Source organism: Actinomadura fulvescens, from assembly GCF_039533225.1.
Lineage (GTDB): Bacteria > Actinomycetota > Actinomycetes > Streptosporangiales > Streptosporangiaceae > Spirillospora > Spirillospora fulvescens.
In genome coordinates this window covers 133,762-156,231 of record NZ_BAAATD010000012.1, presented here as the reverse complement: position 1 = coordinate 156,231, position 22,470 = coordinate 133,762, and the positions used below count along the sequence as shown (strand labels likewise).

General features: G+C 66.1%; 19 protein-coding genes and 2 pseudogenes. 9 read left to right on the top strand and 12 right to left on the bottom strand.

Annotated elements, in window-relative coordinates:
- Positions 1-183 precede the first annotated feature (183 nt).
- The 3 genes from ABD333_RS35900 (at position 184) to ABD333_RS35890 (ending at position 1,293) form a co-directional block, all read left to right on the top strand.
- Positions 184-408, top strand: coding sequence for a hypothetical protein (locus ABD333_RS35900; RefSeq protein WP_344547027.1), 225 nt, complete (start codon positions 184-186; stop codon positions 406-408).
- Between the two features lie 410 nt (positions 409-818).
- Positions 819-1,118, top strand: a complete 300-nt coding sequence (locus tag ABD333_RS35895) for a hypothetical protein (protein ID WP_344547026.1) — start codon at positions 819-821, stop codon at positions 1,116-1,118.
- Position 1,119: 1 nt separating this feature from the next.
- Complete coding sequence (locus ABD333_RS35890; protein WP_344547025.1) at positions 1,120-1,293, top strand: hypothetical protein; 174 nt, start codon at positions 1,120-1,122, stop codon at positions 1,291-1,293.
- A 164-nt stretch (positions 1,294-1,457) separates the two neighbouring features.
- Here the strand turns inward: ABD333_RS35890 and ABD333_RS35885 are convergent, their stop codons facing one another.
- Together ABD333_RS35885 and ABD333_RS35880 are read right to left on the bottom strand one after the other, a co-directional pair.
- Positions 1,458-2,900 (bottom strand): DEAD/DEAH box helicase, encoded by a 1,443-nt coding sequence (locus tag ABD333_RS35885; RefSeq protein WP_344547024.1) that lies wholly within the window; start codon positions 2,898-2,900, stop codon positions 1,458-1,460.
- Between the two features lie 216 nt (positions 2,901-3,116).
- Positions 3,117-3,320: a cold-shock protein gene (locus tag ABD333_RS35880; protein WP_344547023.1), complete on the bottom strand. Its 204-nt coding sequence runs from the start codon at positions 3,318-3,320 to the stop codon at positions 3,117-3,119.
- A 266-nt stretch (positions 3,321-3,586) separates the two neighbouring features.
- Here ABD333_RS35880 and ABD333_RS35875 point away from each other — a divergent pair, with 266 nt between their 5' ends.
- On the top strand, positions 3,587-3,808 hold the full coding sequence (locus ABD333_RS35875) for a hypothetical protein (protein WP_344547022.1): 222 nt from the start codon (positions 3,587-3,589) through the stop codon (positions 3,806-3,808).
- 221 nt (positions 3,809-4,029) lie between these two features.
- On the opposite strand, the gene ABD333_RS35870 is transcribed toward ABD333_RS35875, so the two are convergent.
- The 5 genes from ABD333_RS35870 to ABD333_RS47660 all read right to left on the bottom strand — a co-directional run bounded on the left by ABD333_RS35870 (position 4,030) and on the right by ABD333_RS47660 (position 8,510).
- Entirely contained in the window at positions 4,030-5,718 is a 1,689-nt protein-coding gene (locus ABD333_RS35870) for an ABC transporter ATP-binding protein (protein ID WP_344547021.1), read from the bottom strand.
- Positions 5,719-5,721: 3 nt separating this feature from the next.
- Positions 5,722-6,138, bottom strand: a complete 417-nt coding sequence (locus ABD333_RS35865; RefSeq protein WP_344547020.1) for a lasso peptide biosynthesis B2 protein — start codon at positions 6,136-6,138, stop codon at positions 5,722-5,724.
- Complete coding sequence (locus tag ABD333_RS35860; RefSeq protein WP_344547019.1) at positions 6,135-6,416, bottom strand: lasso peptide biosynthesis PqqD family chaperone; 282 nt, start codon at positions 6,414-6,416, stop codon at positions 6,135-6,137. The genes ABD333_RS35865 and ABD333_RS35860 overlap by 4 nt, the downstream gene beginning before the upstream one ends.
- Positions 6,397-8,250, bottom strand: a complete 1,854-nt coding sequence (locus tag ABD333_RS35855) for an asparagine synthase-related protein (RefSeq protein ID WP_344547018.1) — start codon at positions 8,248-8,250, stop codon at positions 6,397-6,399. Before ABD333_RS35855 ends, ABD333_RS35860 begins: the two co-directional genes overlap by 20 nt.
- A 149-nt stretch (positions 8,251-8,399) precedes the next feature.
- Entirely contained in the window at positions 8,400-8,510 is a 111-nt protein-coding gene (locus ABD333_RS47660; protein ID WP_410557084.1) for a keywimysin-related RiPP, read from the bottom strand.
- A gap of 1,756 nt (positions 8,511-10,266) precedes the next feature.
- On the opposite strand from ABD333_RS47660, the gene ABD333_RS35850 reads away from it, so the two are divergent.
- A complete protein-coding gene (locus ABD333_RS35850) occupies positions 10,267-10,551 on the top strand; it encodes a hypothetical protein (RefSeq protein WP_344547017.1) in 285 nt (94 codons plus the stop codon).
- Here ABD333_RS35850 and ABD333_RS35845 read toward each other — a convergent pair.
- On the bottom strand, positions 10,540-11,187 hold the full coding sequence (locus ABD333_RS35845) for a class I SAM-dependent DNA methyltransferase (RefSeq protein WP_344547016.1): 648 nt from the start codon (positions 11,185-11,187) through the stop codon (positions 10,540-10,542). The genes ABD333_RS35850 and ABD333_RS35845 overlap by 12 nt on opposite strands.
- A gap of 213 nt (positions 11,188-11,400) precedes the next feature.
- On the opposite strand from ABD333_RS35845, the gene ABD333_RS35840 reads away from it, so the two are divergent.
- On the top strand, positions 11,401-12,240 hold the full coding sequence (locus tag ABD333_RS35840) for a tyrosine-type recombinase/integrase (protein WP_344547015.1): 840 nt from the start codon (positions 11,401-11,403) through the stop codon (positions 12,238-12,240).
- A 97-nt stretch (positions 12,241-12,337) separates the two neighbouring features.
- Here the strand turns inward: ABD333_RS35840 and ABD333_RS35835 are convergent, their stop codons facing one another.
- The 3 genes from ABD333_RS35835 to ABD333_RS35825 are packed head-to-tail and all read right to left on the bottom strand — an operon-like array spanning position 12,338 to position 14,022.
- Positions 12,338-13,231 (bottom strand): Crp/Fnr family transcriptional regulator, encoded by an 894-nt coding sequence (locus tag ABD333_RS35835; RefSeq protein ID WP_344547014.1) that lies wholly within the window; start codon positions 13,229-13,231, stop codon positions 12,338-12,340.
- Positions 13,224-13,745, bottom strand: a complete 522-nt coding sequence (locus ABD333_RS35830; protein ID WP_344547013.1) for an RNA polymerase sigma factor — start codon at positions 13,743-13,745, stop codon at positions 13,224-13,226. The genes ABD333_RS35835 and ABD333_RS35830 overlap by 8 nt, the downstream gene beginning before the upstream one ends.
- Positions 13,735-14,022: a hypothetical protein gene (locus ABD333_RS35825; protein ID WP_344547012.1), complete on the bottom strand. Its 288-nt coding sequence runs from the start codon at positions 14,020-14,022 to the stop codon at positions 13,735-13,737. Before ABD333_RS35825 ends, ABD333_RS35830 begins: the two co-directional genes overlap by 11 nt.
- 1,092 nt (positions 14,023-15,114) lie before the next feature.
- Here ABD333_RS35825 and ABD333_RS35820 point away from each other — a divergent pair.
- Positions 15,115-16,755, top strand: a complete 1,641-nt coding sequence (locus ABD333_RS35820) for an outer membrane protein assembly factor BamB family protein (RefSeq protein ID WP_344547011.1) — start codon at positions 15,115-15,117, stop codon at positions 16,753-16,755.
- Positions 16,756-17,674: 919 nt separating this feature from the next.
- Here ABD333_RS35820 and ABD333_RS35815 read toward each other — a convergent pair.
- A pseudogene (locus tag ABD333_RS35815) lies at positions 17,675-18,868 on the bottom strand (IS256 family transposase); the annotation flags it as partial.
- 661 nt (positions 18,869-19,529) lie between these two features.
- Here ABD333_RS35815 and ABD333_RS35810 point away from each other — a divergent pair.
- Together ABD333_RS35810 and ABD333_RS35805 are read left to right on the top strand one after the other, a co-directional pair.
- Positions 19,530-19,871, top strand: a complete 342-nt coding sequence (locus tag ABD333_RS35810) for a hypothetical protein (RefSeq protein ID WP_344547010.1) — start codon at positions 19,530-19,532, stop codon at positions 19,869-19,871.
- Positions 19,872-19,873: 2 nt separating this feature from the next.
- Positions 19,874-22,413: pseudogene (locus ABD333_RS35805) on the top strand (caspase, EACC1-associated type).
- The last annotated feature ends 57 nt before the right edge of the window (positions 22,414-22,470 follow it).

Sequence of the window (22,470 nt, the reverse complement as noted above, 5' to 3'; positions counted from 1 at the left end):
GCGGCGCCGTCCTTCGGGGCGCGGCCAGGCGGACCGCGTCGGCGGCCGGATGCCGCAGCGCCAGGGCGGGGCGGAAGGTCAGCCGCCGCACGTCGGTCAGGGGACGCACATACATGATCAGCCTCGGCGAGCACACCTACGCCGGTGCCGCCACCGGGACAGAATCGGCTGCCCCTGTCCGGCGTGGCCTGGCCGCGCGGCCACCGCCACCGCTACCGCCGCGCTGGCTCTCTGGCCGCGCTGGCCAGCCCGGCGCACGCCGCTCCGGCCGAACCGATCCCGGTGGTGAGCGATCTGTACGACGCTGCCACCGGCCGCTACGACGACAACGATGCGCTCGACCCGCTGCTGAACGAAGCGGAACTACAGGAAGTCTTCGCCCTCGCGGACCCGGCCCTGTGCGGGTAGGCGTGACCGGCCCCCACCGGCCGGGGCCCTGGCCACGCTGGTGGTCACGAGCCCGAATCGCCCGGCGGAGCGGTCAAGCCATGTGAGACGGTCAGCATCCGGAGCAGATCCTGCATGGTGGCGCGCAACGTGGCGCGGGCCGACTCCCCACACCGGCCGCGGACCGCCCTGGCCGCGGCAATGGGTTCGCAGCTGACCGCTTTCGTCTCCGCCCGGCGCGGCGGGCGGAGACATGGCGGCCCTTGAGGCTGGGGCACGGTGAGCGTGAGGGGGCTCGCTGGCCCCGGTCGGCTGTTCGTGCCACCGGAGCAGAGTGGGTTGAGGGAGGGATACAAGGGGTTCCCCCTCGACGTGTGCGGCCACACCGGCGTAGGGTGTGGCCACACCCTGGGAGGAGAGGTGCCGGCCCTATGAGGCTCGAACTCACCAACTACGAAGCCCTGCATGGGTGGGGCGTCGTCAACAACAGTGCCGGTTGGCATGCTCAGCACAACCGCAAGCCCCCCGCGGCCGAACAGGCAGTCGGAGACATCCTCTTCAGGGCTTACGACTGCCGGACCAGCACCACGACCACGGTTGAGCTCAGCGACGACGAGCGTACGAGTCTCGCCCAGCTGGTCAGCGAACACATCGCAGCATGGGTGAAGCGCGGCCAGGATAACGCCGCAACGCCTCATCTGCGTTCGCTGGTCGTGAAGCTGGGCGGCTGACATGCCTACAGCAGGCAGCCCACAACGGAAGTTTCGCCTCGCCGACGATGCCCTGTGGGCCGAGTACGGCCAGGCGTGCCGTGACGTCAACGGCAGCGCGGACCGCAGTGACGACATCCGCAAACACGTCCAGGCCGTCGTCGCCGAATGGAAGAAGCGACGCGAGCAGATCTGATCTCCGAAGTGCCGGCTCCTCCTCAGGGGCATCTCACTTCAGGGAGCTGTTCTGATCCAGTTTTACGAGGGTGGCCGTACGGCACCTGCGCGGGCCGAGGTGTGGACTCCGTCGCTGGGGTTCCCTGGAGGCCGTCAACGCTCGCGCAGGCGTGCCTGAGGGTGTCAGGTGTTCCGTGAGGGCGTTGCACGTCGTGCGGGACGTGCAGAGGAAGCGGGACGATGCCGTTCGACGCCCCTGCCGTGTGTGGCGGGCACCGCGGGGGTGGCGCGGCGTGTCCGCGGGCGGTCCGTCCTCGCGGGGGAGGTTCCGGCGGCGGTGTGGGAAGGGGTACGGGCGCCGGTGATGCGAGCCAGTTCGGTGTCGCCCGGGCGCACGCTGGTGGTGCGCGGAACGATGCCGGCCGTGGTCATCAGACGGTTCATGTCGTGACGCTGGGAGGGAAGAACCAGAGTGACCACGGTGCCGGGCCGTCCGGCGCGGGCGGTGCGGCCGCCGCGGTGAAGGTAGTCCTTGTGGTCGGCGGGCGGGTCGACATTGACGACGAGGTCGAGGTCGTCGATGTGGATGCCGCGGGCGGCGACGTCGGTGGCGACCAGGACATCGACCTCTCCAGTGCGGAAACCGTGCAGAACGCGGTTGCGCTGGGACTGGGACTTGCCGCCGTGCAGCGCGCCGGCGCGGACACCCTGGGATGCCAGCTTGCGGACGAGCCGGTCGGCGCCGTGCTTCATGGCGACGAACATGAGGACCCTGCCGTCGCGGGCGGCGATGTGCGCGGTGGTGTCGTGCTTGTCGGCGTCGGCGACGTGGAGCAGGTGGTGGTCCATGGTGGTGACCGCTCCGGCCGAGGGGTCGACCGAGTGGGTCACCGGGTCGTTGAGGAACCGGCGCACCAGGCGGTCGATGTTGCGGTCGAGCGTTGCGGAGAACATCATCTGTTGACCGCCGGGCGCGACCTGCTCGAGGAGAGCGGTGACCTGAGGCAGGAAGCCCATGTCGGCCATCTGATCGGCTTCGTCCAGCACGGTGATCGCCACCTTGTCGAGCCGGCAGTCACCGCGGTCGATCAGGTCCGCAAGGCGGCCCGGCGTGGCGATCAGGACCTCGGTGCCGCGTTTGAGCGCGTTCGCCTGCCGGGGCAGTGACATGCCCCCGACCACCGTGGTCAGCCGCAGTCCCACGGCTTCGGCATACGGGGTGAGGGCGTCGGTGACCTGCTGGGCGAGTTCCCGGGTCGGGACGAGGACCAAGGCGAGAGGGCGTCGCGGTTCAGCGCGGCTGCCCGCGGTGCGGGCGAGCAGCGGGAGGCCGAAGGCGAGGGTCTTGCCCGAGCCGGTGCGGCCGCGGCCGAGAACGTCCCGGCCGTTCAAGGTGTTCGGCAGTGTCGCGGCCTGGATGGGGAACGGAGTGGTCACCCCATGACGGGCCAGCGTCGTCAGCAGTGCCGAAGGCATGTCCAGATCACCGAACGCCGAGATCGGGGGCAGAGATGGTGTGGATGTCTTCGGAAGCGTGAACTCACCGCTCGGCCGAATCGGCGCCGTACGGTGATCGGTGGTTCGGGATGAACGGCCGCGTACGGGCCGTCGGGTGTTACGGGACATGTCTGTGGAACCTTCCTCGAATCGGCGCGTATCGAGGAGGGCCCCGGGTCACGAAGACGAGCGGAGATTTCTCAAGAACGAACCGGAAGACGGCGGGCGACAGGTATGCGCCCGGCCTGGTGAAATACGGCACCGATCGTGGTGCCGCCGCATTAGGCGACGTCCGCGACGGGGTGGTCCAATACCACGCCCGCCGCGACGCCGTCAGCGCGATGCTCAGGCGGGAACGATGTTCTCCGCCTGGGGGCCCTTCTGACCCTGGGTGACGTCGAACGTCACCTTCTGGCCTTCCTGGAGCTCACGGAAGCCCTGGGCCGCGATGTTGGAGAAGTGAGCGAAGACGTCGGCGCCGCCGCCGTCCTGCTCGATGAAGCCGAAGCCCTTTTCCGCGTTGAACCACTTGACGGTGCCGGTGGCCATGGTGATCTCCTTCTGGTCGGATCCCGGCCGTGCACCGTGCAGGACCGGGCGCCGCGATGGCCCATCCGGAAGATCCAGAACAACAAAAAGGCGCCTGAGGCAGGGACCGTCAGGCGCGCACAAAATGTCTATGGGAACCGCAACTGATCCCCAGCATAGCATGCGGGTGGCTGGAGGGGCGGGAATCGCCTGGTGAGCGGTGTGACTCCGCGAAAGACAGAGAGAATTTCGTCCCGACCGCCATCACGGGGCGCATACTGTGAGGGATGAGAACCTCCCGGGCCGCCACGCGGCGGCATCTGCCCACCAGCCCCTTCAAACGCCCGCCCGCCCCGGTCTTTGAGGAGTTCGCGTCGGGTGAGCTGGTAACCCATGACAAGTACGGCCTCGGGCGCGTCCTGAAGGTCGAGCACCAGGCGGTCGTCATCGACTTCGGTCCCCAGAAGATGCGGATCACCGAACCGTACGCCAGACTCTTCAAACTCTGAACTTTCCGCCGAGCCGTCGAACCGACCAGTCGAGCAGGCCGGTTGCAGCACTTGTGCGACAACGAGCCGCGGCGGTCGAAGTCGCCGAGGCCCGGGATGGTCACCGAGAGAATCCCGAGGAACCGAAAGACCGTCGCGGCGAGCAGGTTATTGAGTTTGCTGCGGCGGTGCCGGTCATGGTGACGGTCAATACGTTGCCCCTCCAACTGCGGTTTGGAGGGCTACGGCGTTCCTGTCTCCAGACGCCGCTGGGATCGAGGCGGGGTGTCCTGGGTGGAGATGGTGCCGCCGTCCAAGGTCAGGATGTGGTCCGCTTCGCGGATGGTGGCTGGGCGGTGGGCGATGACCAGCAGTGCGCATTCCCGGGTGATCTGGCGGAGGGTCCGGCTGAGGGCGGCTTCGTTCGCCGGGTCCAGGTGGGCGGTCGGCTCGTCGAGAAGCAGCAGGCTGGGTCGGGTGAGCAACGCGCGGGCGATCGCGATGCGCTGGCGCTCGCCGCCGGACAGGCGCCCGCCGTGTTCGCCGACCTGGGTGTCGAGCCCGTGGGGTAGCCGTTCCACCAGGTCGGTGAGGCTGGCCAGTGCAATGACCCGGTGCAGGTCGTCGTCGGTGGCTTCCGGGGCGGTGTAGGTGAGGTTATCGCGCAGCGTGCCGTGCAGGATCGGTGAGTGCTGTTCGACCAGCCCGATGCCGGTGCGGTAGTGGCCGCGGTCGAGGAGCCGTACGTCGTGGCCGTGGAAGAGGATTCGGCCGCGGTCGGGGTCGTAGAAGCGTTCTGCCAGCGCGAAGATGGTGGACTTGCCCGCGCCCGAACGGCCGATCAACGCGACGTGGCTGCGCTCAGGGACCGTGAATGACACGCCGCAGAGCACTGGCCGCCGCGAGTCGTAGCCGAACCAGACGTCCCGGAACTCCAGGACGGTGCCGTTGCTCGTGGCCGGGGGTTCGGCCGAGGGTGCTGACGGCTGCGGAGTCTCGCGTGGCAGTGCGAGCGCCTCGTCGATCCGGCGCAGCGCGCCGGTGCCCTGCTGGATCTCGCTGGCGGCCAGGAAGAGCGAGTTGACCGGCTCGATCAGGTAGATCATGTAGAGCAGGAAGGCGATGAGTTCGGCCACCGAGCTGCTGCCGTCGGCCACCCGGATGCCGCCGATGAGCAGGACCACCAGGAACGAGCCCTTGACGGCCAGCTCTCCGGCCGGCCCGACGACGGCGTCCATCTTGGCCATCTGCACCCGAGCCGAGTAGGCGGCGTTGGCCTGGACGGCGATGCGGGCAGACTCGCGTTGCTCTGCCCGGCTGGCGCGGACGGTACGGATCGCGCTGAGCGCGCGTTCCAGGTCGGCGGTCATCGCGCCGACGGACCGCTGGCTGTGCAGCGACACCGCGCGCATCGCGCGCAGCACCGGTGTGGCGATCAACCCGCCGAGCGTGACCAGTACGACGATGACCAGGACCAGGACCCAGTCCAGCCAGATCAGCATCGCGATGGCCCCGGTGGCGCCGATGGCTCCGATCACGGCGTGGGAGAAGCCCTCGGCGATCACCTGGCGCAGCGCGGCGCTGTCGGTGCCGGCGCGGGAGATCAGGTCGCCGATGCGGTGATCGTCGTAGGTGTGGATCCGGAGCCGCAGCAGGTGATCGATGAGGTTCAGCCGGATGCCGAGGATGATGCGTTCGCTGGTCCGGGCCAGCGCGTACCGGCCGGCGGCCTGGACGGCGGCCTGCACGGCGAACACGGCGACCAGCAGGCCCAATGCGGCCCACGGGACCGGCCCGGCGCCCGCCGCCTCGATCAGATGCTTGACCAGCAGCGGTTGCACCAGGCCGAGCGCCGAGGCGGCCAGCGCCAGAGTGATCGCGCCCAACAGCCGCCGCCGGTATCCGCGCAGCACCCGCAAGACATCGCGCATAGGTCAGGGGACGGTGAAAAAGGTACGGAAATAGTCGGATGGGAAGTCCTCGCCGACCATGGCGCCCTCGGCCTCGACCCAGGCGTGCGCGCCGAATGGGGCGATCCGGCGGACCCCCACGCACCAGGTGGGCCAGGTTCCGCGTACGCGGCACAGCAGAACCGTCGCAAGCGAGCGGGCCAGGCATCCCTTGGGGCCGGCGCAGGCCAGGCTCACGGCGACGACGTCGTTGCGGGCGGCGGCCGCCTCGTCGAAGGTGGCCGGGCGAGTACCGCGCCGCAGTAGGCCGAGTACCGCACGGATGCGGTGCGGACTCTGGCGGGCGAGCAACCTCGCCACGCCCACCGCGAGGCGAGTCATCGTCCGACGGCGCAGAGGCACCGCGTGAGGATGGTACTGAACGGCCTCGGGCATGCTCATCGGGCTTCTCCTTGTCGGCCGTCATCGTCGATGAGCCCTGCCGACTCCAGATCGTCGACCAGCTGCCGGACGTCTCCGGTCACGGTTTCGACGGCGATCGCGTACTGGTCGGCGAGGTGCCGGGCCGCCTGCTCGTAGGTCCCGCCGTCCAGCAGCGTGCTGAGGATGACCGAACCGGTGGGGTTCAGCGTCCAGTACTCCCCGCTCCTCTCGTCGAGCAGAGCGAACCCGTGCTCGACCTCGGCGACGGACACCCCGTCACGCAGTCTGACTGCCATCGGACCTCCCTGGACTGGAGATGAGAGACATGTGCGCGCGCAGCCACAGCTCGCACGCGACGGTCTGGTAGATCTCACCGACCTCTTCGAGGGGCTGCGGCCGGGTCGACGCCGTCCGGACAGCGGACGCGTCGATCAGACCCAGCCGGTGCAGCCGCGAGTCCTCCCACAGCTCCAGCAGCTCGGCGCGATGCCTGCGCAGGCCCGGATCCTCGTCGCAGGTGCCGGCGGCCTTGGTCTGGCGGACGCGGCTCTCCTCGGGGACGATGCCGCGCATCGCCTCAAGGATCAGTGGTTTGTAACGCCACGGCGATACGCGTTCCTGCGGGCGTACGGACAGCGCCGCCTCCAGCGCCCGATCGTCGTAGTACGGGGTGCCGTAGGCGATCCCGAAGTCGGCGACCATCTGGCCGAGCTGGCGGGCGATCCGCGAGACGAACCGGATCGATTCCAGTTCGCGGTGTTGCCCATGGGTGCCGGCCAAGGGCGGCGTTCCCCGGTGCGCCTCCTCGCGGATCAGCGCGCGTACGCTCGCGACGGTGTCCGGTGCTGTCCACGGCGGCAGCCGGGGCTCGAAGCCCCAGTCGAACAGCGGCTCGTCCACCCCGGGCTGTGGTTCGGTGAGCCTGTCGGCCACCCGGCCCAGCCATACGTGGTAGGCGCTGTTGTCGAGGAGTTGCCGGAGCACGCGGCCCCGTGGCCACCGGTACTTGGCGGAGAACCCCCGTAGGTGCCGCCAGGCGAGCCGTGGTTGGCGGCGCAGCATCGCATGCAAATGCGCCACCGAGCCGTACAGCATCTCGTCCCCGCCCAGGCCCGCCAGGTGCAGCCGGGAGCCCCGCTCAGCGGCCCGCCGGGCGATCACGAGGACCCTGTCACGATCTACCGCCAACGGGCAGGGCTCGTCGAGCCGGCCGTCCAGGTCCTCCCTGCCGAGCAGACCGTGGTAGACCAACGGCATCTCCTCCGCCGGAACGATGTGGTGCTCGACGTTGCCGAGCCCGGCCACCGTGATGTGTGACCAGTGCACGTCGTCGGCGTGTGGATCGATGCTCGCGGCCGTGTAGGCGACCAACGGGGCCTCACCGCGCGCGGCCAGGGAGCAAACCGCGGTGGAGTCCAACCCGCCCAGGTCACTGCTCACCAGGTCACGACCCCGCGTACGGGCCTCGACCGCGGTCGACAGGGCCTCGCGCAACGCCACCGCGCCCTGCGACATCGGCACCACCGGCTCGGGCACCTCCCACCAGCGGACCTGCCGGACCGGCTGGCTCCCCTCCAGGACCAGGTACCGGTCACCGGGAAGCACCTGCACGCCTCGCCACACCGGCCGCCCGGCGAGCGGGTACAGGATGTTGGGGTCCAGCAGATGCAGCGCGAGGGCCTCCTCGTCGATCTCCCCGCCGAGCAGCCCGCCGAGTACGTGGGCCTGGTCGGCGGCCACGGTGACGCCGTCGACCACGGCGTGGAACACCCGGCGAACGCTGCTGATCGTTCCCTGCACGCGACTCAAGCCCCCGGCCGAGACGAGCAGGTGCGACGCGCCTGTCAGCCTGCGCGCCAGCCGGTCGGCGTCGGAAACCGTACGGATGCGCCCGGCGGCACGGGTGAGGTCCTCGGCGGTGGCCGCGTGCTGACCGATCAGCACGACCCTGGTGGGCCCGGCCTGGCCTTCAGTCACCTCAGCTTCATCCCAGCAGCCCAGCAGCCACGCCCGGCCCGAGGCATGCGAGATCCGCCGGGCGGCCAGATCACCCAGCCTGCCCGCGACCTGCTCGGCCGAGCCATTGTCGGGCAGGACCACGAACCAGGAACGGGCAGGGGCGCCGTTCATGAGAGCCCTCCTTCGATCGTCGCCGTGCTTGTGGGCCGGGTCCCGGGTGGCGGCGGCCAGGCCGCCGCCACCCGGCCATTCCCGGCTTCGGCGTCTCGGCCGTCAACCGGACGTTCCCGAATCCGGGAACGTGGGCGCGCTATTCACCCTCAGAGGGCCTGCCGACCGCCCAGGGAGTCACGCGGCGGACGGCCCACAAGGCCGGTCTTCCGGAAGAATGAGCCGGCCGGGGTAAGGGTCGGGCGCTCGTAAGTGTGCATGACTTCACCTTTCTGAACTGATACCAGACGTCGAACAGGCGACTTCGTGCTGCCGATACCCGCCGACGTCACAGTCTTCTGCCGTGGTAGGCGCGCGTCCACGGCTGATGTCACCCAGGACTCCCAGGTGACCTGTCCATCACACGCCGTGCCTTTCGCCGACGCGCAAATCGCGACCAGGCAGGCGGGGAGCGCTCACTCCATCCATTGGTCATGAGGTGATCCACCTCGCTGCTCGACACACCTCTCCATATTCCTTCCAGTGAGGAATTTGTCCAGTCTTTGCTCGCCCCCGATGTGGCCGCACTGTGAACCTGGCCAGATTATTATTCGCATCAGCCGTCTTGCATCGCTCCAGTCTTGTATCTGAACCGTGCCGGACGAGTAACTGCCGACATATTCGGTGATGCGATCGTCCAAAGTCATCGGGATCGTTCATCGCGAAGTCGCCGAGGTGCCGTGAGCTACCCAATCACCGACAGGACCACTCTCCCTGTCACCCCTCAAGGACAGACCGTGACCGCAGATTGGTCCGCTGCACCACAAAGTGTCTGTGCCTAATGCTCTGTCGGGCTCATGCGGAGTCGGTGCAGGTGGCCGGGATATCTGGTGGTCCGGGGCAGGGCCCGGAAGCACGCGGTGCGTGATGCGCGGTCACTGGGGGGTTCGTCGCCGCGGGGAAGTATCGCTTCGCGGCGTGTGGGGATGCCAGCACATTGAGGGCGCAACGGGCTGCTGGGCTGGAGCAGCTGGCGGCAACGGTGATCTCGGGTGAGGGGACGGCGTGGTTGCGCAGCCCAGGCCGGTGGCGGGCGCGCTGGCGAGCGGCAGATTCGGCTGAGCTGAGTCAATGGATGCCGCCAGGAGCTGCTAGCGGCTCTGAGAATTGTCGTTCAAGTCGCCAGCGGACGGACAGATAACGCCCGGGGTGCTGCGCTGACACCCGCATCGCCCGACAGCAACGATCTCCCAACAATCGGAGGGAGGGGCCTTCCCGATGGGAAGCAGCCCCAGCAATACAACCCCGCCGATGGGCTGACCCGCTACTGGAGGATGCGCACTTGGTTGAAGCTTCCCAAGGCCGCGATCTGAATTATCTCAGTGGTTCCGTACCGGCGGACTAAGCAACTCTTAATGCTCCGGAGACCGCTACGACAGAGCGCCGGCAGGTAATCGGTGCATCATGTCTCGGGACCATGCTCATTGACGCGTTCGCAACCTCGGCAAACGCCACCGCCGATCCGGCAATGCCAACAAAAGCAAAGAAGCTCAAGGCGGGAGATCGCCGATCAGCCCTTCCGAGTCCCAGGCGAAAAGGTCATCAACAAGCACAGGTCTCGTACGACAACAACCGTCGCAGTGCGGGCCTTGCCGCGCCGGGCGTTCCAGATGCAGCACGAAGCGCCGGGTGCCCGTTCGCTCTTGGACGAGCTGGGCCACGTTCGGCAAGCGCCAGCCGAAACGCAATGTGATGTCTCATGAGGCGGTACGGCCACGATGAGGCGATATGGCGGGCGAGGGAAGCTGAGAAGACCTCTGTCGCTAGGACCTGTCTGTCGGTGTCTGCGGCGATAATCACGGCGTACAGCCGAATGACTTCCTCTACTGGCAGCGGGACGAGCAGTTCTTCGAGATCGAGCTTGCCGAGGCCCTCCGCAAGGTGCCGTTGAACGATGTCGAGGACTGAACGCGGCCTACGCGCTGACAAGGCTCGGGATCACCGAATTGCACGCACACCTCCAGGGGCACGACTGGCGTGGACGAGCTGAAGAACATCATCTTTACCTCCACCGCTAACAAGCTCCGAATCGTCCTGCGCGACGCGCTCAACAACCAGATCGACATCGTCGAGAACGAAGAGGTCTGCCTGGTCTATGACCGGCAGCTCACCCTCAGCGAGGGACTCACCTGGGGCGACATGATCGCCTGGTGGCGTGTGAGGGGAAAGTTCCCAAAGCGGTGGGAACGCACTCTCGTGCCGCCCGTCGGACGCGCTGATTGGCAGGCGGGCGAGCCCGGCTGGCGGGGGTTACCGGGGTGATGCCGCGGGCCGGCGGGCGAACAGGATTGCGCCCGGTTTGGCTTGGTCGGGATTCAGCAGGTGTTGTGCTTCTATGGTGAAGCCCGCCTCGCGCAGCCAGTCGGCTACGCGGGACGGTTGGCGGTGGTACACGTACATCTGTGTCGACTGGTCGCCGTCGCCGGTTGTTTCGAGTATTGATGCGTCGCCTACGTGGAATCCCACGGCCAGCACCCCGCCCGGCTGCAGCACCCGGTGGAACTGTCTGAGCACGTCTGGCACCGCTTCGTCGGGGATGTAGATCAGCGACCACCAGGCGAGCACACCGGCGAGAGAGTCGTCGGCGAGCTTCAGGTCGGTCATCGAACCGACCTCGAACCGCGCGTCGGGGTGCTCGCGGCGGGCGATCTCGATCATCGCGGGTGACAGGTCGATGCCGAACGCGTCCACGCCCAGATCCCGTAGAAGCGCGGTGGTGTGGCCCGGCCCGCAGCCCACGTCGGCGACGGGCCCGCCGTTGATCGCGCGGACCAGGTCGGCGAACAGCGCAACCCCTGCGCGAACGTGGAGCAACCTGTCGAGCAGGTCACGGGTCTCGTCGGCATAGCCGGCCGCGATGGCGTCGTAGGCGTTCCGGGTATCGCTCAACCAGGTCATCCAAGGACCGTAGCCCTTCAACCATCCGAGTCGTAGATGGAGCCGCTGAGTGAGCCGCGCACCATATCCGCGCATGCCGCGTGGTCGGTCTGGTGCTGCGCCTCATGCGGGCGCAGCGTCGCAGGTATGACTTCGTTCGATGAACTTCTGGGAGCAACAACCAGCGCCAGGAGTGCACGTCAGGATGTCCTGTGGTTGGCGACCATCGCCTACTTGGCTCGGTACCCGGGTGACTCGCGCATGCACACCGAGTCGGATCTGCGGATCTACCTGGCCTGGCGCGCCGAACAGCACCTGGACCCCTTGGCGGTACGGCGCGCGCATGTGGAGATGTACGTGCGATGGCTGCAGGAAGTCCGCCGGTTCCGGCCCTCAACCGTGTCCCGGCGGCTGTCGGTGGTGGCGGGTATCTACCGGACCTCCGTAATCGACGGAATCCTCGAACACTCACCGGCCGACCATGTCCGCCGCCCCAACGTCCCGCCCGAATCGCCCACGCTCGGACTGTCACATCTGCAGTTCGAAGCCCTGCTGTCTGCCGCACGCGCATCGGCCAACCCGAACGACTTCGCGCTGGTCGCGATGCTCGGCTTGCTCGGGCTGCGGATCTTCGAGGCCACTCAGGCCGACATCGACGACCTGGGCGAGGAACATGGCCACCGAGTCCTGCGCGTGGTCGGCAAGGGCACCCGGATCGTGCTGGTACCTCTGCCACCGGCGGTCGGCAGAGCGATCGACCGCGCCATCGGCGACCGGACCAGCGGGCCGATCCTGCTCAACACCCGCGGGGCTCGGATGGATCGGCATGCCGCCACCCGGCGGCTGCGGCGGCTGGCGACCCAATCCGTTGTCCGGTTGCCGCGGATGCACCCGCACATGCTCCGCCACACCTTTATCACCACGATGCTCGACGCCGGCGTCGACCTGCGCGACGTGCAGATCGCCGCCCGCCACGCAGACCCCCGCACCACCATGCGCTACGACCAAGCCCGCAACAACCTCGACCGACACCCCAACTACATCCTCACCGCCTACATGACCTCCGGCAGCTGAACCAAGGCATACAAGGCGGACCGCGCTGGTCTGCCGCTGAGCGGTGTTGAGACGTCGCATCGGCGTGGGTGTCCCACGCCGCCAGAGCTGGTCTGTCTCAGGTACGTCTCGCGAGCCGGTCCAGGACCGCTAGAGACCGCAGGCCTACGCTCTTCCGTGATATCGACAGGCTTCCGCGCACGCGGTCGTCGGCGAGGATCTGAGCGACCTTGCGACGGCCGACACCTGCCCAGCGCCCCAGATCCTGCTGACTCACTGGCAAGTCCACGACCGTCCCGTCGCCTTCGGGCGCGGGTGTGCCGAACCGCGCGAACAGCCGGAGCAGGCGCGTCCCCAGCCGCCGTTCGGCGTCGTTGGGGAAATGCGCTATCCGCAGCTCATTCGCGTCCCGCAACCGCTCGGCGAGAACCGCGGCCACCGCCCACACCCACTCCGGGTCGGCGTTGAGCACAGTACGGAACCGGTCCGCGGGTAGCACGATCGCTTGGACGGGCGTAAGCGCCTCCACATTTGCTTGCCGAGTACCACCATCGACGGCCTCCAACTCACCCACCAGGTCGCCAGGGCCCAGCACGTCGAGAATGACGATCTCCCCGTCCTGCTCGGCCCACACTTTTACCGCACCAGCCAGCAGCACGTAGACCTGGGACGACCGGTTGTGCTCGCGCATGAGGAACGCGCCCTGCCTGATCAGGATCGAGGTGCTGGCCTCCTCGACGGCCTTGCGCCCCGATCCGGGCAGCGCATCCCAGAACGTAGGAATGCCCTTCGATGCCGCTCGCCTCTCCAAGGAAGGAGGTTGTCTCGGGGAAGGGGGTTCCTCAACGGGCTCACCGACGGCGTGAGCAGCCATTTCCAGGATACGCTGATGCTCATCCCAGTTGGTCTCCAGGGCCTTGAGCCGGTCCTGGAAGGTTGCTAGCGCTCCATCGGTATCGGCCGGGGCGATCTCCGCGAGCGTCGCCAGGGCGGCCTTCAGGTCGTCATCCACGTGAGCGCCCCTCGTCCGAGTCGTTCACGTCAGCCATGATCGCGCGCAGGCGTGATAGCGCGTCGGATCTGCACCGCTTCACTGTCCCCTCCGCAATGGAAAGGATCTTCGCCGTCTCTTTGATGGTGAACCCGTAGGTGTAGCAGAGCAGGATGACCTGTCGTTGGCGAAGCGAGAGCCGTTCGAGAGCCTCCCGTATGGCGTCGGCCATCGTAATGGCATCAGCTCTGAAGGTGGCCGGGATGGGGGGTTCGGCGTGTGGCTCGGTCCGGAGGTACCGGTTCTTGGAGTACCTGCCGAGTTGCCGACTCGCGACCTTGTAGAGGTACGCCTCGGGCTTGTCGTAGTCGCGGACCTTTCCCCAGTAGAGCTTGGTCGCCAGGAAGGTGTCTTGCAGGATGTCGTCGACAAAGCTGGCGTCACCGCCAGCGTTGATGAGGTATCCGCGCAGCGTGTTCATATGTTGTCTGAAGAACGCGGCGAACTCGTCCGCCTCTGGGTCGTCACCGTTCATTTCTGGGGTTGGGCGGCTGCGTTTCGATCTGCAACACAGAGTGAGGGGCTGGTGGATGGTCGGTGGTGGATGGTACTCGAAGGAGGCGCATGCGCCCGCCGAGTTCGATTTCCAGCAACTCGCCTCCCGGGGGAAGAAGTTTCAGTGCCTGGGCGGTGCCAGCGTTGCGTTCGCGCTCCAGAGCAACTGCTGCGCGTCCACGGCTCCAGACCGCGAGAAATCGCCAGACTCCGAAACAGCCGGAGAAGGTGGTCGCGAGTACGCGGCCCAGCGCCATCGTGAGGCTCCTTTAGGTCGTCGTCGGTCGAGCCGGACGACACCTACAGGCGCCCCGAGGCCTCAATGGTTGGGGCCTAACACCTCTGGGCCGGCAGGATCGGCTTCGGTTCCAGCTGGCGGGCAGCGGCTCACTCCAGTCATACAACCGTCTTGAAGCTACCGGCGGGGCTGTGTGAGCGATCGCGCAAGTTCGGAGGCAAGGCGCCAGGCTGGACGCCGCTGCTCGGAAATCAACCCCGCTGATGATCCGCGGCCGCGATGGCGACGCCTTCCGCCCCGAGTGGTTCACCCCGCCGTCCCCGCCCTGCTCGAGACCCGGGTCAAGGTTCGCTCCTCGGCGACGGTCGCCCGCGAGATCGGCGACCCGCGCTTCCGCCTCCGCGCGACGCGCTCCGGCTTCGGGGTGGGCCCGCATGATGGCCAAGACCCGACGCCACCGTCCCCGCCGACACCGCCTGCATTCTCGGCCTGCCGTCAGCGCCCTCACCTCAATGACGCCCGCACCTCGACCTGATCGAGATCGACGGCGACGAGTCCGTCGTCCGCCCGTCTTCGCCGCCCGACAGGCCCCGGATGAGCGTGGCTTTCCCTGCACCAACTCGGATCCGCCCAAGTAGCCAGCGCGCCCTTGGGAACTTGCCTTGAGCCCACGACATCCTCATCTGCCGCCGACCGCGCGGCTCTGCCGATGACAGTGCGTAGCAGCTCAGAGGGGTCTTGCTTGTCGAAAGCATCTAGTGGCGTGGCACCGACCCTTGGCCGGGTAGCTGGGCGTTAGGTGGTCGGAGAGCGGTCGTTGATCTTGATGAGGGGTGATCCCTCCTCCTGCGGAGAGCGGGCTGCGGGAGTCAATCGTGAGGGCCAAGCGGCCTCGGTTGGTCGGGATGTCCTATGACCGCACTCCTTGGGTTGGGGCAGGTGGGTGGCCACCGGTCGACCTAGCGGGAGGTGATCACCTCAAGGAGATTGTCCGCTGGTTAGCCCGGTGATCCCGCTATCGACCCTGCACAGCGCCCGGGCCGGCGACCGGACCAGTCCGGTATCGGCCAACCCATCCCGCTATGCGTGGTCGGGAAATTACACTCTGCTAGTGGGCAACCAGCTGTACCGACGCACCGCTCAACTGGCCACAGTGATCGCCGTGTTGGGAGCGATCGGCTGCCAAAGCGTCCCGGGCAAGCCGGATAAGCCGATCGAGCCATGGGGGACAGCTCCGATCTGGTCAGTGCGCATCGACGCAAAAAATAGTTGGATAAATTTTAGAAGTTCGCCGAAGATCGTCGACGGTCGGCTCATCTATCTCGACGACTCTTTGCCAATCGTCCATGCTCGTGCACTGAAGGACGGCAAACTAATTTGGTCCTACAGGATGCAGGACGTCATGATTGACGGGCTTCAAGTCGAGGGTGAGAAGGTCGTCGTCACCTCCGTTGTCAATCAGCAGCCCGTTTCGCTGGACCTTGCCACAGGCCTGCCGCTCGCGGATGCGGCAGGGCCGAGCGATAGCCCTGCGATCAACGTTGATGGAGTACGTGTCACCAACTCCTCAGATGCTATTCAGGGTACCTCAGTGACGTCTGGCCAGGTGGTCTGGAAAAGAGGTGTTCCCTCGAACTGCCGCCTCGTTGACTCCGATCTATCAACTCACGGAGTTGGGTTGCTTAGCAACTGCTCCTCTCCTGTGACCCGCCTTGAAGTGCTTGATCCGAAGACCGGACGCCTGCGCTGGGACGCTCAGCTCGACACACCTTCTTCCCTGGAGGACGCTCCCATCGAGGTTGACATGAGATCGCGGCTGACGATCGTCCACACATCATACTTTCTTGCTGTATTCAACCACAAAGGAGAAGAGATATGGAAACGAGAGGGAAAGGGTGTTTGCACCTGTCAGTTCTCTGAGGAAGGTGAGACCGTTGCCATCGGGGTATTCTTGCCGCCTCCCTCCGGCAAGTCGCTGATCGTTGGACTCGATGCCGTCGAAGGCAAAATGCTATGGGAGAAGAGAGGAGCGGGATCAGCGATTGTCGGAAGTCCTACAGCCTTTTACGCTTTGACGAGTATACCCGGGGAGCATCATCTACCCGCGTTCGCGTACAGAATTGAGAAAAGGTCTGGAAAGACGATACTGATGTCTCTTCCATTTGCCCATAGAGGGATGTATTGGCTGGGCTACAAGGATGGCATTATGTACGCCCTTACCGCCGACGGTCCAACTGATCTGAAACGACTCACCGCCTATCGGCTGATCCCTAGTTCGGGGGTTCCTCAACTTGGCGGCGTACGGCCAGATTCGTGGCCTGATGCATGTTCCTTGATCTCGATCAACCACCTCAGGGCGAAGCTCGGCGATTCTTATCGCGCCCAGCCACGAGTCACCGATCTGCCGGACATCCGCTTCCCCAAGCCAGTTAGTTGCGACTATCTCCCCTACCGGGAGTCGAGTCCTGCGCTGCGAGTAACCGTCGCGTGGAGTTCTCGTGATGTCGACAGTTCATTGCGGCTCCTGTCAAGTCGCACCAGTGTGCATGACTTCAAGCAGCTAGCCGGCATCGGCGATGAAGCATTCGCGCTCCTCGATCGGGACCAGGAGTTGAGTACGGCCGGTATCGTCTTGCTTCGTGTCGGTCGCCATATCGTGCAAGTTGAGGCTGTAGCGGACTCCAGGCGGATAGAGGATAGGTCGGCTCGTCAGGTCGCGGAGCAGGTGGCCCTGACGCTCGCGGGGAAGTAACGCTATGCCCGGCCACTCCAGGAAGAGAGCCAATCTCAGATCTTCGACCGACGGTCAGCTTCGGCTAGCTCTGAGACGCCGCACGTCATCGAGAGCGGCGCCCACCGGGGGTGACCAGATGAGAGCGACAGGGCGTGGCGTCCTGCGCCGTACACTCGGGTGGTTTTCAGCGCTGATCACGCTGGTTGTTGGTGCCGTCGTGGTGGCTCAGGCGGTCAGCTTCATCGACGATGGTCCCGCGCGCATCGTCGGCGGTCCCCCTGTGGAGATCGACTTCATCAACATGGACCTGGACGATAATTCTGCAGTGGCTTTTTCGCAGCCAATGTCCAGAGTCGAAAAGCTGGCGCTACGGCGTGGTGAACTTTCGGCGGGCTGGCAGAGCTTCATGGCGGGCAAGCGGGGCTGGTACGTGGGAGAGATGCACCTGCAGATCGGTTTGAAGGGCCGCGGCCCAGGCGTCATAACCGTCCGGGACATCATCCCTAGGATAGTGGGCAGGCAGGACCTACCTCTCGAGGTGCTCGTGCACAATCCGCCCCAGGGGGCGACGACCATTATTCAGCTCAAGGCCAACCTCGATGATCACTATCCATTCTTTGCAAACAAATCCGGTCAGCCGTACCGGCGTGCGGAGACAATCGACCTCAAGCCGGGAGAGCGGCATACGGTATCACTCGAAGTCGTGTCTCGGAAGTTCGCATACGAATGGGATGTCGAGGTGGCGATTGTGGACCACAAGTCGATCTTTGTTCGCCGCGACGCCCGTATGGCGCCGTTCAGGCTTGCTGGTTGGGCCGCGGATCCGCAACTCTACAAGGATTTCTATAAGGCCCATGATTCCAGGTCGGGGTATTCTGTGGTCGCCGCAAACGAGCGCTGTGGCTACATTCCGCCACCCTTTAAGTCGAAGCATTGTTGAGTTAACGGCTCGCCCCCGAGCGAGGATTTCGGTGCCCATGTAGCGGCGTTGCTCGGTCCATTCGTCGTTCTGCTCGGCGAGCACAGCGCCGACCAGGCGGATGATGGCGGTGCGGTCGGGGAAGATGCCGACCACGTCGGTGCGGCGGCGGATCTCCTTGTTGAGTCGTTCTTGGGGGTTGTTGCTCCAGATTTGCCGCCAGACGGCCTTGGGGAACGCGGCGAAGGCCAGGATGTCCTCACGTGCGGCGTCCAGGTGCTCGGCGGCGGCCGGGAACTTGGCCTCCAGCGCCTGGACCACCTGGCGGTGCTGGGCGAGCACCGCGTCGCGGTCGGGCTGCTCGAAGATGGTGCGCACCAGCGTCGACACCCACGGCTGCGCCGACTTTGGAGTCCTGGTCAGCAAGTTGCGGTGGTAGTGGGTCCGGCACCGCTGCCAGGACGCGCCCGGCAGCGTCGAGGCGATCGCATCGACCAGCCCGGCATGGCAGTCCGACACCACCAACTTCACCCCCGACAGGCCACGGGCGACCAGACCGCGCAGGAACGCCAGCCAGCCCGCCCCGTCCTCCGCGCTGACCACGTCGACGCCGAGGATCTCGCGGTGCCCGTCGGCGTTCACGCCGGTGGCGATCAGCGCGTGCACCGTCACCGTGCGGCCGCCCTCCCGCACCTTCTGCGTCAACGCGTCGATCCAGCAGAACGTGTACGGGCCCTGATCCAGCGGCCGGTTGCGGAAGTCGGCGACCATCTCATCCAGCTCCCGCGCCATCACGCTGACCTGCGACTTGGACAGCTTGGTGACGCCCAGTTGCTCGGCCAGCCTCTCCACCCGCCGCGTGCTCACGCCCAGCAGATACGAAGTCGCCACCACCGACGCCAGCGCCCGCTCGGCCCGCCGTCGCCGCTCCAGCAGCCACTCGGGATAGTACGAGCCGGTCCGCAGTCGCGGCACCGCCAGCTCCACCGTCCCGGCCCGGGTGTCCCACTCCCGCCGCCGATACCCGTTCCGGGAGTTCACCCGCTGATCAGACACCTCGCCGTAGCCGGCACCGCAGACCTGCTCGACCTCGGCGTCCATCATCCGCTGCGCGAACTGCCGGATCATCTCCCGCAACAGGTCCGGCGACGCCTCAGCCAAGGTCTGGTCGAAGTCCTCGCTGGTAACGGGCAGAATGTCGTTCACGGCCATCTCGTTTCATCCTTCGTGCTCTTGGTCAACTCGAAGGATCACGAGGTGGCCGTCCTCATGTCACGCGGACACGCCCACCAGGACACGAACCGGGCAGAAGGTCGCACAGACCCCATACACCACTCCCGTGGACGTGAACAGCCTGGGGTGCCGGATCCAGGCCAGTCGGCACCACGCGGCACGGTTGCGGCCGTGGCTCCGTTGCTCGCCAGCTCCAGGTAAAGCGCCTTGAGCCCGGGCCTGCTCGCCACCGGAAGGGCGAGTTGACGGCGGCAGACGAAACGCACTCTTCTGCCGCAGAGCGCATGGCTAGGCCAATGAACGGACGTTCCAGCCTGGGGTCAGTGTCAACTAGGTCGGATCCCGGCTTCGACTCCATCAGGACCGGCTGCACCCCGCAAGCAACGGCGAATATATGGATTGATCCTGATCCCGGCGGTGGGGCTGCCCCCGTACGCCTCTCTGTCCTTGCGAAACTCGCGGCAGCCAGGCTGAACAGCGCCGCTGCTCAGCGTGATCGTGGTGGGCTGGGGCGGCGCCACCACTCACGGACATCCGAAATCAGGGAGAGCTGGGTTCCCGATCTCGGATTCTCTGTGGTGCCTCACGTGGATCTGCGACCCTGGTCAGATGTGCGGACATTACGGGTCTGGGGGACGAGGTGCACGTTCAGCTGATCGTGGATGAGCCTGATGAGGACTTCCAGTATCTGGTCGATGAGGTGTCCGAGCTCGATATCGAAAACCTTGAGAATGTCTCGGCGGGGCAGGCTCCCGAGGGAGCCCGTGCCGGGGAGCTGGCGGAGGCCGGCATGCTGGCCGTCACGCTCGCCGGGAGCCCTGTTCTGGGTGCGCTGGTCGATGTTGCCCGGGACTGGCTGCGCCGTCGGCGGTCCGGAACGATTCGCATGAAGATCGGTAACGACGTACTGGAGCTGGACGCCGTACCTCGGGACATGCAGCAGCAAGCGCTGGAAGCCTTCCTGTCCCGCCACACGGAGTAGACATGGCGGGCAAGCGGGCGCTCATCATCGCCAACCAGCACTACGACGATGCCCGGTTGTCAGAGCTCCCAAGCGCCGCCGCGGACGCCGAGCAACTCAGCGCCGTCCTCTCCGACAAGGCTATCGGCGGATTCGACGTCGACGCGCTCGTGGACGGGGGATGGGCCGAGACCGGGCGCCGGATCGAAGCGTTCTTCCGGACGGCCAAGCACGATGACCTACTGCTGCTCCATCTATCCTGCCACGGCCAGAAGGACATGAGAGGGCGGCTCTTCTTCGCCGTACGTGACACCAACCTCGATTTCCCGGCATCCTCAGGCATTCCTTCCGGCTTCATCAATGATCTGATCGAGGATTGCCGGTCCAAACGCATCGTGCTCATGCTCGACTGCTGTTATAGCGGTGCGTTCGCCAAGAACATGAGACACCGTGCCGGACCGGTCGAGATGGACGTGACCGAGCCGTTCTCCGGGCGGGGCCGCGTCGTCATCACCTCGTCGACGTCGCTGCAGTTCAGCTACGAGGGCGAGTTGCGCAGCCGGCGAACGGCCGAGCCCGCAGTGTTCACCGCCACCGTGATCAAGGGGCTGCGCGATGGCGCGGCGGACCTCAACGAGGACGGGCATGTCTCAGTGCGAGAGTTGTACGAGTACGTGCACGACGAGGTGACCCGGTTCCACCCGAGCCAGACCCCGACGATGACCGTCAACAGTGCCGAGGGCACCATCATCATCGCGCGTAATCCCCGAACTGTGCGGGGGCCGACGACGGGCGTCCCGGCCCAGATCTGGCGTGCCATCACTCACGGAGAGGTCTGGGAACGCCAAGGGGCATTGCATGAAGTCGCGCAGATGCTCGGCAGCCTTTATCCAGAACGCCGTGACGACGCCAGGAAGGCGCTTCTGACCCTCGCCGGAGACATCGATCGCGGGGTGGCCAGCCGGGCTCAGGCGGTGTGGCGCGACCGAGGATTCGGGGACCTGCCCGCCAACGCCGGCGCGTCCGCCAGTTCTGTCCGCCGTACGGTCCGTTCGTTCGGCATCGACCTCGGCACGACCAACTCCTCCATCGCCTACTACGACGGCACCGAAGTCCGGCTCATCCCCAACGCCGAGGGATCGGTGATCACGCCGAGCGTCGTCGCCTTCTCACCCTCAGGCGAACCGCTCGTCGGCGCCGCCGCCAAACGGCAGGCGGTCACCAACACCGACCTCACGGTCCACGAGGTGAAGCTCAAACTGGGCACCGACTGGGTCCTGAAGCGGGGAGACCTCACCTACTCGGCACAGGAGATCGCCGCCCTGCTGTTCAGGAAGCTCCGGCAGGACGCCGAGACCTACCTGGGGCAGGAGGTCACCGCGGCAGTGCTGACCGTGCCCGCCTACTTCACCCACGCCCAGCGGCACGCCTTGGTCGAAGCGGCGAGACTCGCCGGGATCCAGGCCACGCGAACGTTGAACGAGCCCACCGCAGCCTCACTCGTCTATGAGGCCCACCGCAGCAGCGAAGTGCTGACCATCCTCGTCTTCGACCTCGGCGGCGGGACGTTCGATATTTCACTGCTGGAGATCGGTGACGGAGTCTGCGAGGTCAAGGCCACTGCCGGGGACAACCATCTGGGCGGGCGTGATGGGACGACTGCATCTTCGATCACCTGGTGAGCCAGTTCAGGAGTCGGCATGGCATCGATCTGAGGCAGGAACCGGTGGCCGTGCAGCGACTCAGGGAAGCCGCCGAGATGGCCAAGATAGACCTGTCTTCGGCGAGGTCTACCACGATCCACCTGCCATACATCACCGCGGAGGCGAGGGGACCACTGGATCTCACCGCCGAACTTACCCGGGAAGAATTCGAACACCTGAGCAGAGAGACCCTCGGACGCTGCGACGGCCCTATCCGACAGGTCCTCGAAGACTCCGGCATTGCCGCTGCCGACATCGACCTGGCTGTCCTGGTGGGCGGAGCGACTCGCATGCCCGCCATCGACGGCCTCGTCCACCAATTCATCAAAGGGCAGCATGTCTATCGCGGGCTCATCCCAGACGGGGTGGTCAAGGGGGCCACGCTCCAGTCCGCCATCCTGCAGGGCGAGCGCAAAGACACCCTTCTCCTCGACGTCACTCCGCTCTCCCTCGGGATAGAAACCAAGGGCGGCATCTTCACGAAGATCATCGAACGGAACACCACACTTCCGACGAAGCGCTCGGAGACGTTCAACGCGCAGGAAGGCCAGCGGTTCCAACTCATCCGCATCTCCCAAGGCGAACGCGAAGTCGCAGCTTACAACAGGCTGCTCGGCGTGTTCCGGCTGGAACTCCATCCGGAAGCGGCGGAGACTCCGCAGATCGAAGTCACCTTCGACATCGACGCGAACGCGGTGGTCCACGTCTCCGCCAAAGAACTCGAGACCGGCCGAGAAAGCGACCTCACCATCGGCGCAGCACCAACCGAACAGCCCGAATACAGCAACTCTCAGCTTCCCCTTGTGCCCCCGGTCCCCCCACCCTCAGAGGCACCGACGTCCGACATACCTGTTACGTGAAGCGGTGATCATCGGGACGCAGTCGCCGGTCGGCCAGATGGTCGGCCGGGAAATTCC

Bases quoted from the DNA above. Each gene is read 5' to 3' on its own strand.
- ABD333_RS35895 (WP_344547026.1), top strand. From the start codon at position 819: ATGAGGCTCGAACTCACCAACTACGAAGCCCTGCATGGGTGGGGCGTC.
- ABD333_RS35890 (WP_344547025.1), top strand. From the start codon at position 1,120: ATGCCTACAGCAGGCAGCCCACAACGGAAGTTTCGCCTCGCCGACGAT.
- ABD333_RS35885 (WP_344547024.1), bottom strand. From the start codon at position 2,900: ATGTCCCGTAACACCCGACGGCCCGTACGCGGCCGTTCATCCCGAACC.
- ABD333_RS35880 (WP_344547023.1), bottom strand. From the start codon at position 3,320: ATGGCCACCGGCACCGTCAAGTGGTTCAACGCGGAAAAGGGCTTCGGC.
- ABD333_RS35875 (WP_344547022.1), top strand. From the start codon at position 3,587: ATGAGAACCTCCCGGGCCGCCACGCGGCGGCATCTGCCCACCAGCCCC.
- ABD333_RS35870 (WP_344547021.1), bottom strand. From the start codon at position 5,718: ATGCGCGATGTCTTGCGGGTGCTGCGCGGATACCGGCGGCGGCTGTTG.
- ABD333_RS35865 (WP_344547020.1), bottom strand. From the start codon at position 6,138: ATGAGCATGCCCGAGGCCGTTCAGTACCATCCTCACGCGGTGCCTCTG.
- ABD333_RS35860 (WP_344547019.1), bottom strand. From the start codon at position 6,416: ATGGCAGTCAGACTGCGTGACGGGGTGTCCGTCGCCGAGGTCGAGCAC.
- ABD333_RS35855 (WP_344547018.1), bottom strand. From the start codon at position 8,250: ATGAACGGCGCCCCTGCCCGTTCCTGGTTCGTGGTCCTGCCCGACAAT.
- ABD333_RS47660 (WP_410557084.1), bottom strand. From the start codon at position 8,510: ATGCACACTTACGAGCGCCCGACCCTTACCCCGGCCGGCTCATTCTTC.
- ABD333_RS35845 (WP_344547016.1), bottom strand. From the start codon at position 11,187: ATGACCTGGTTGAGCGATACCCGGAACGCCTACGACGCCATCGCGGCC.
- ABD333_RS35830 (WP_344547013.1), bottom strand. From the start codon at position 13,745: ATGAACGGTGACGACCCAGAGGCGGACGAGTTCGCCGCGTTCTTCAGA.
- ABD333_RS35825 (WP_344547012.1), bottom strand. From the start codon at position 14,022: ATGGCGCTGGGCCGCGTACTCGCGACCACCTTCTCCGGCTGTTTCGGA.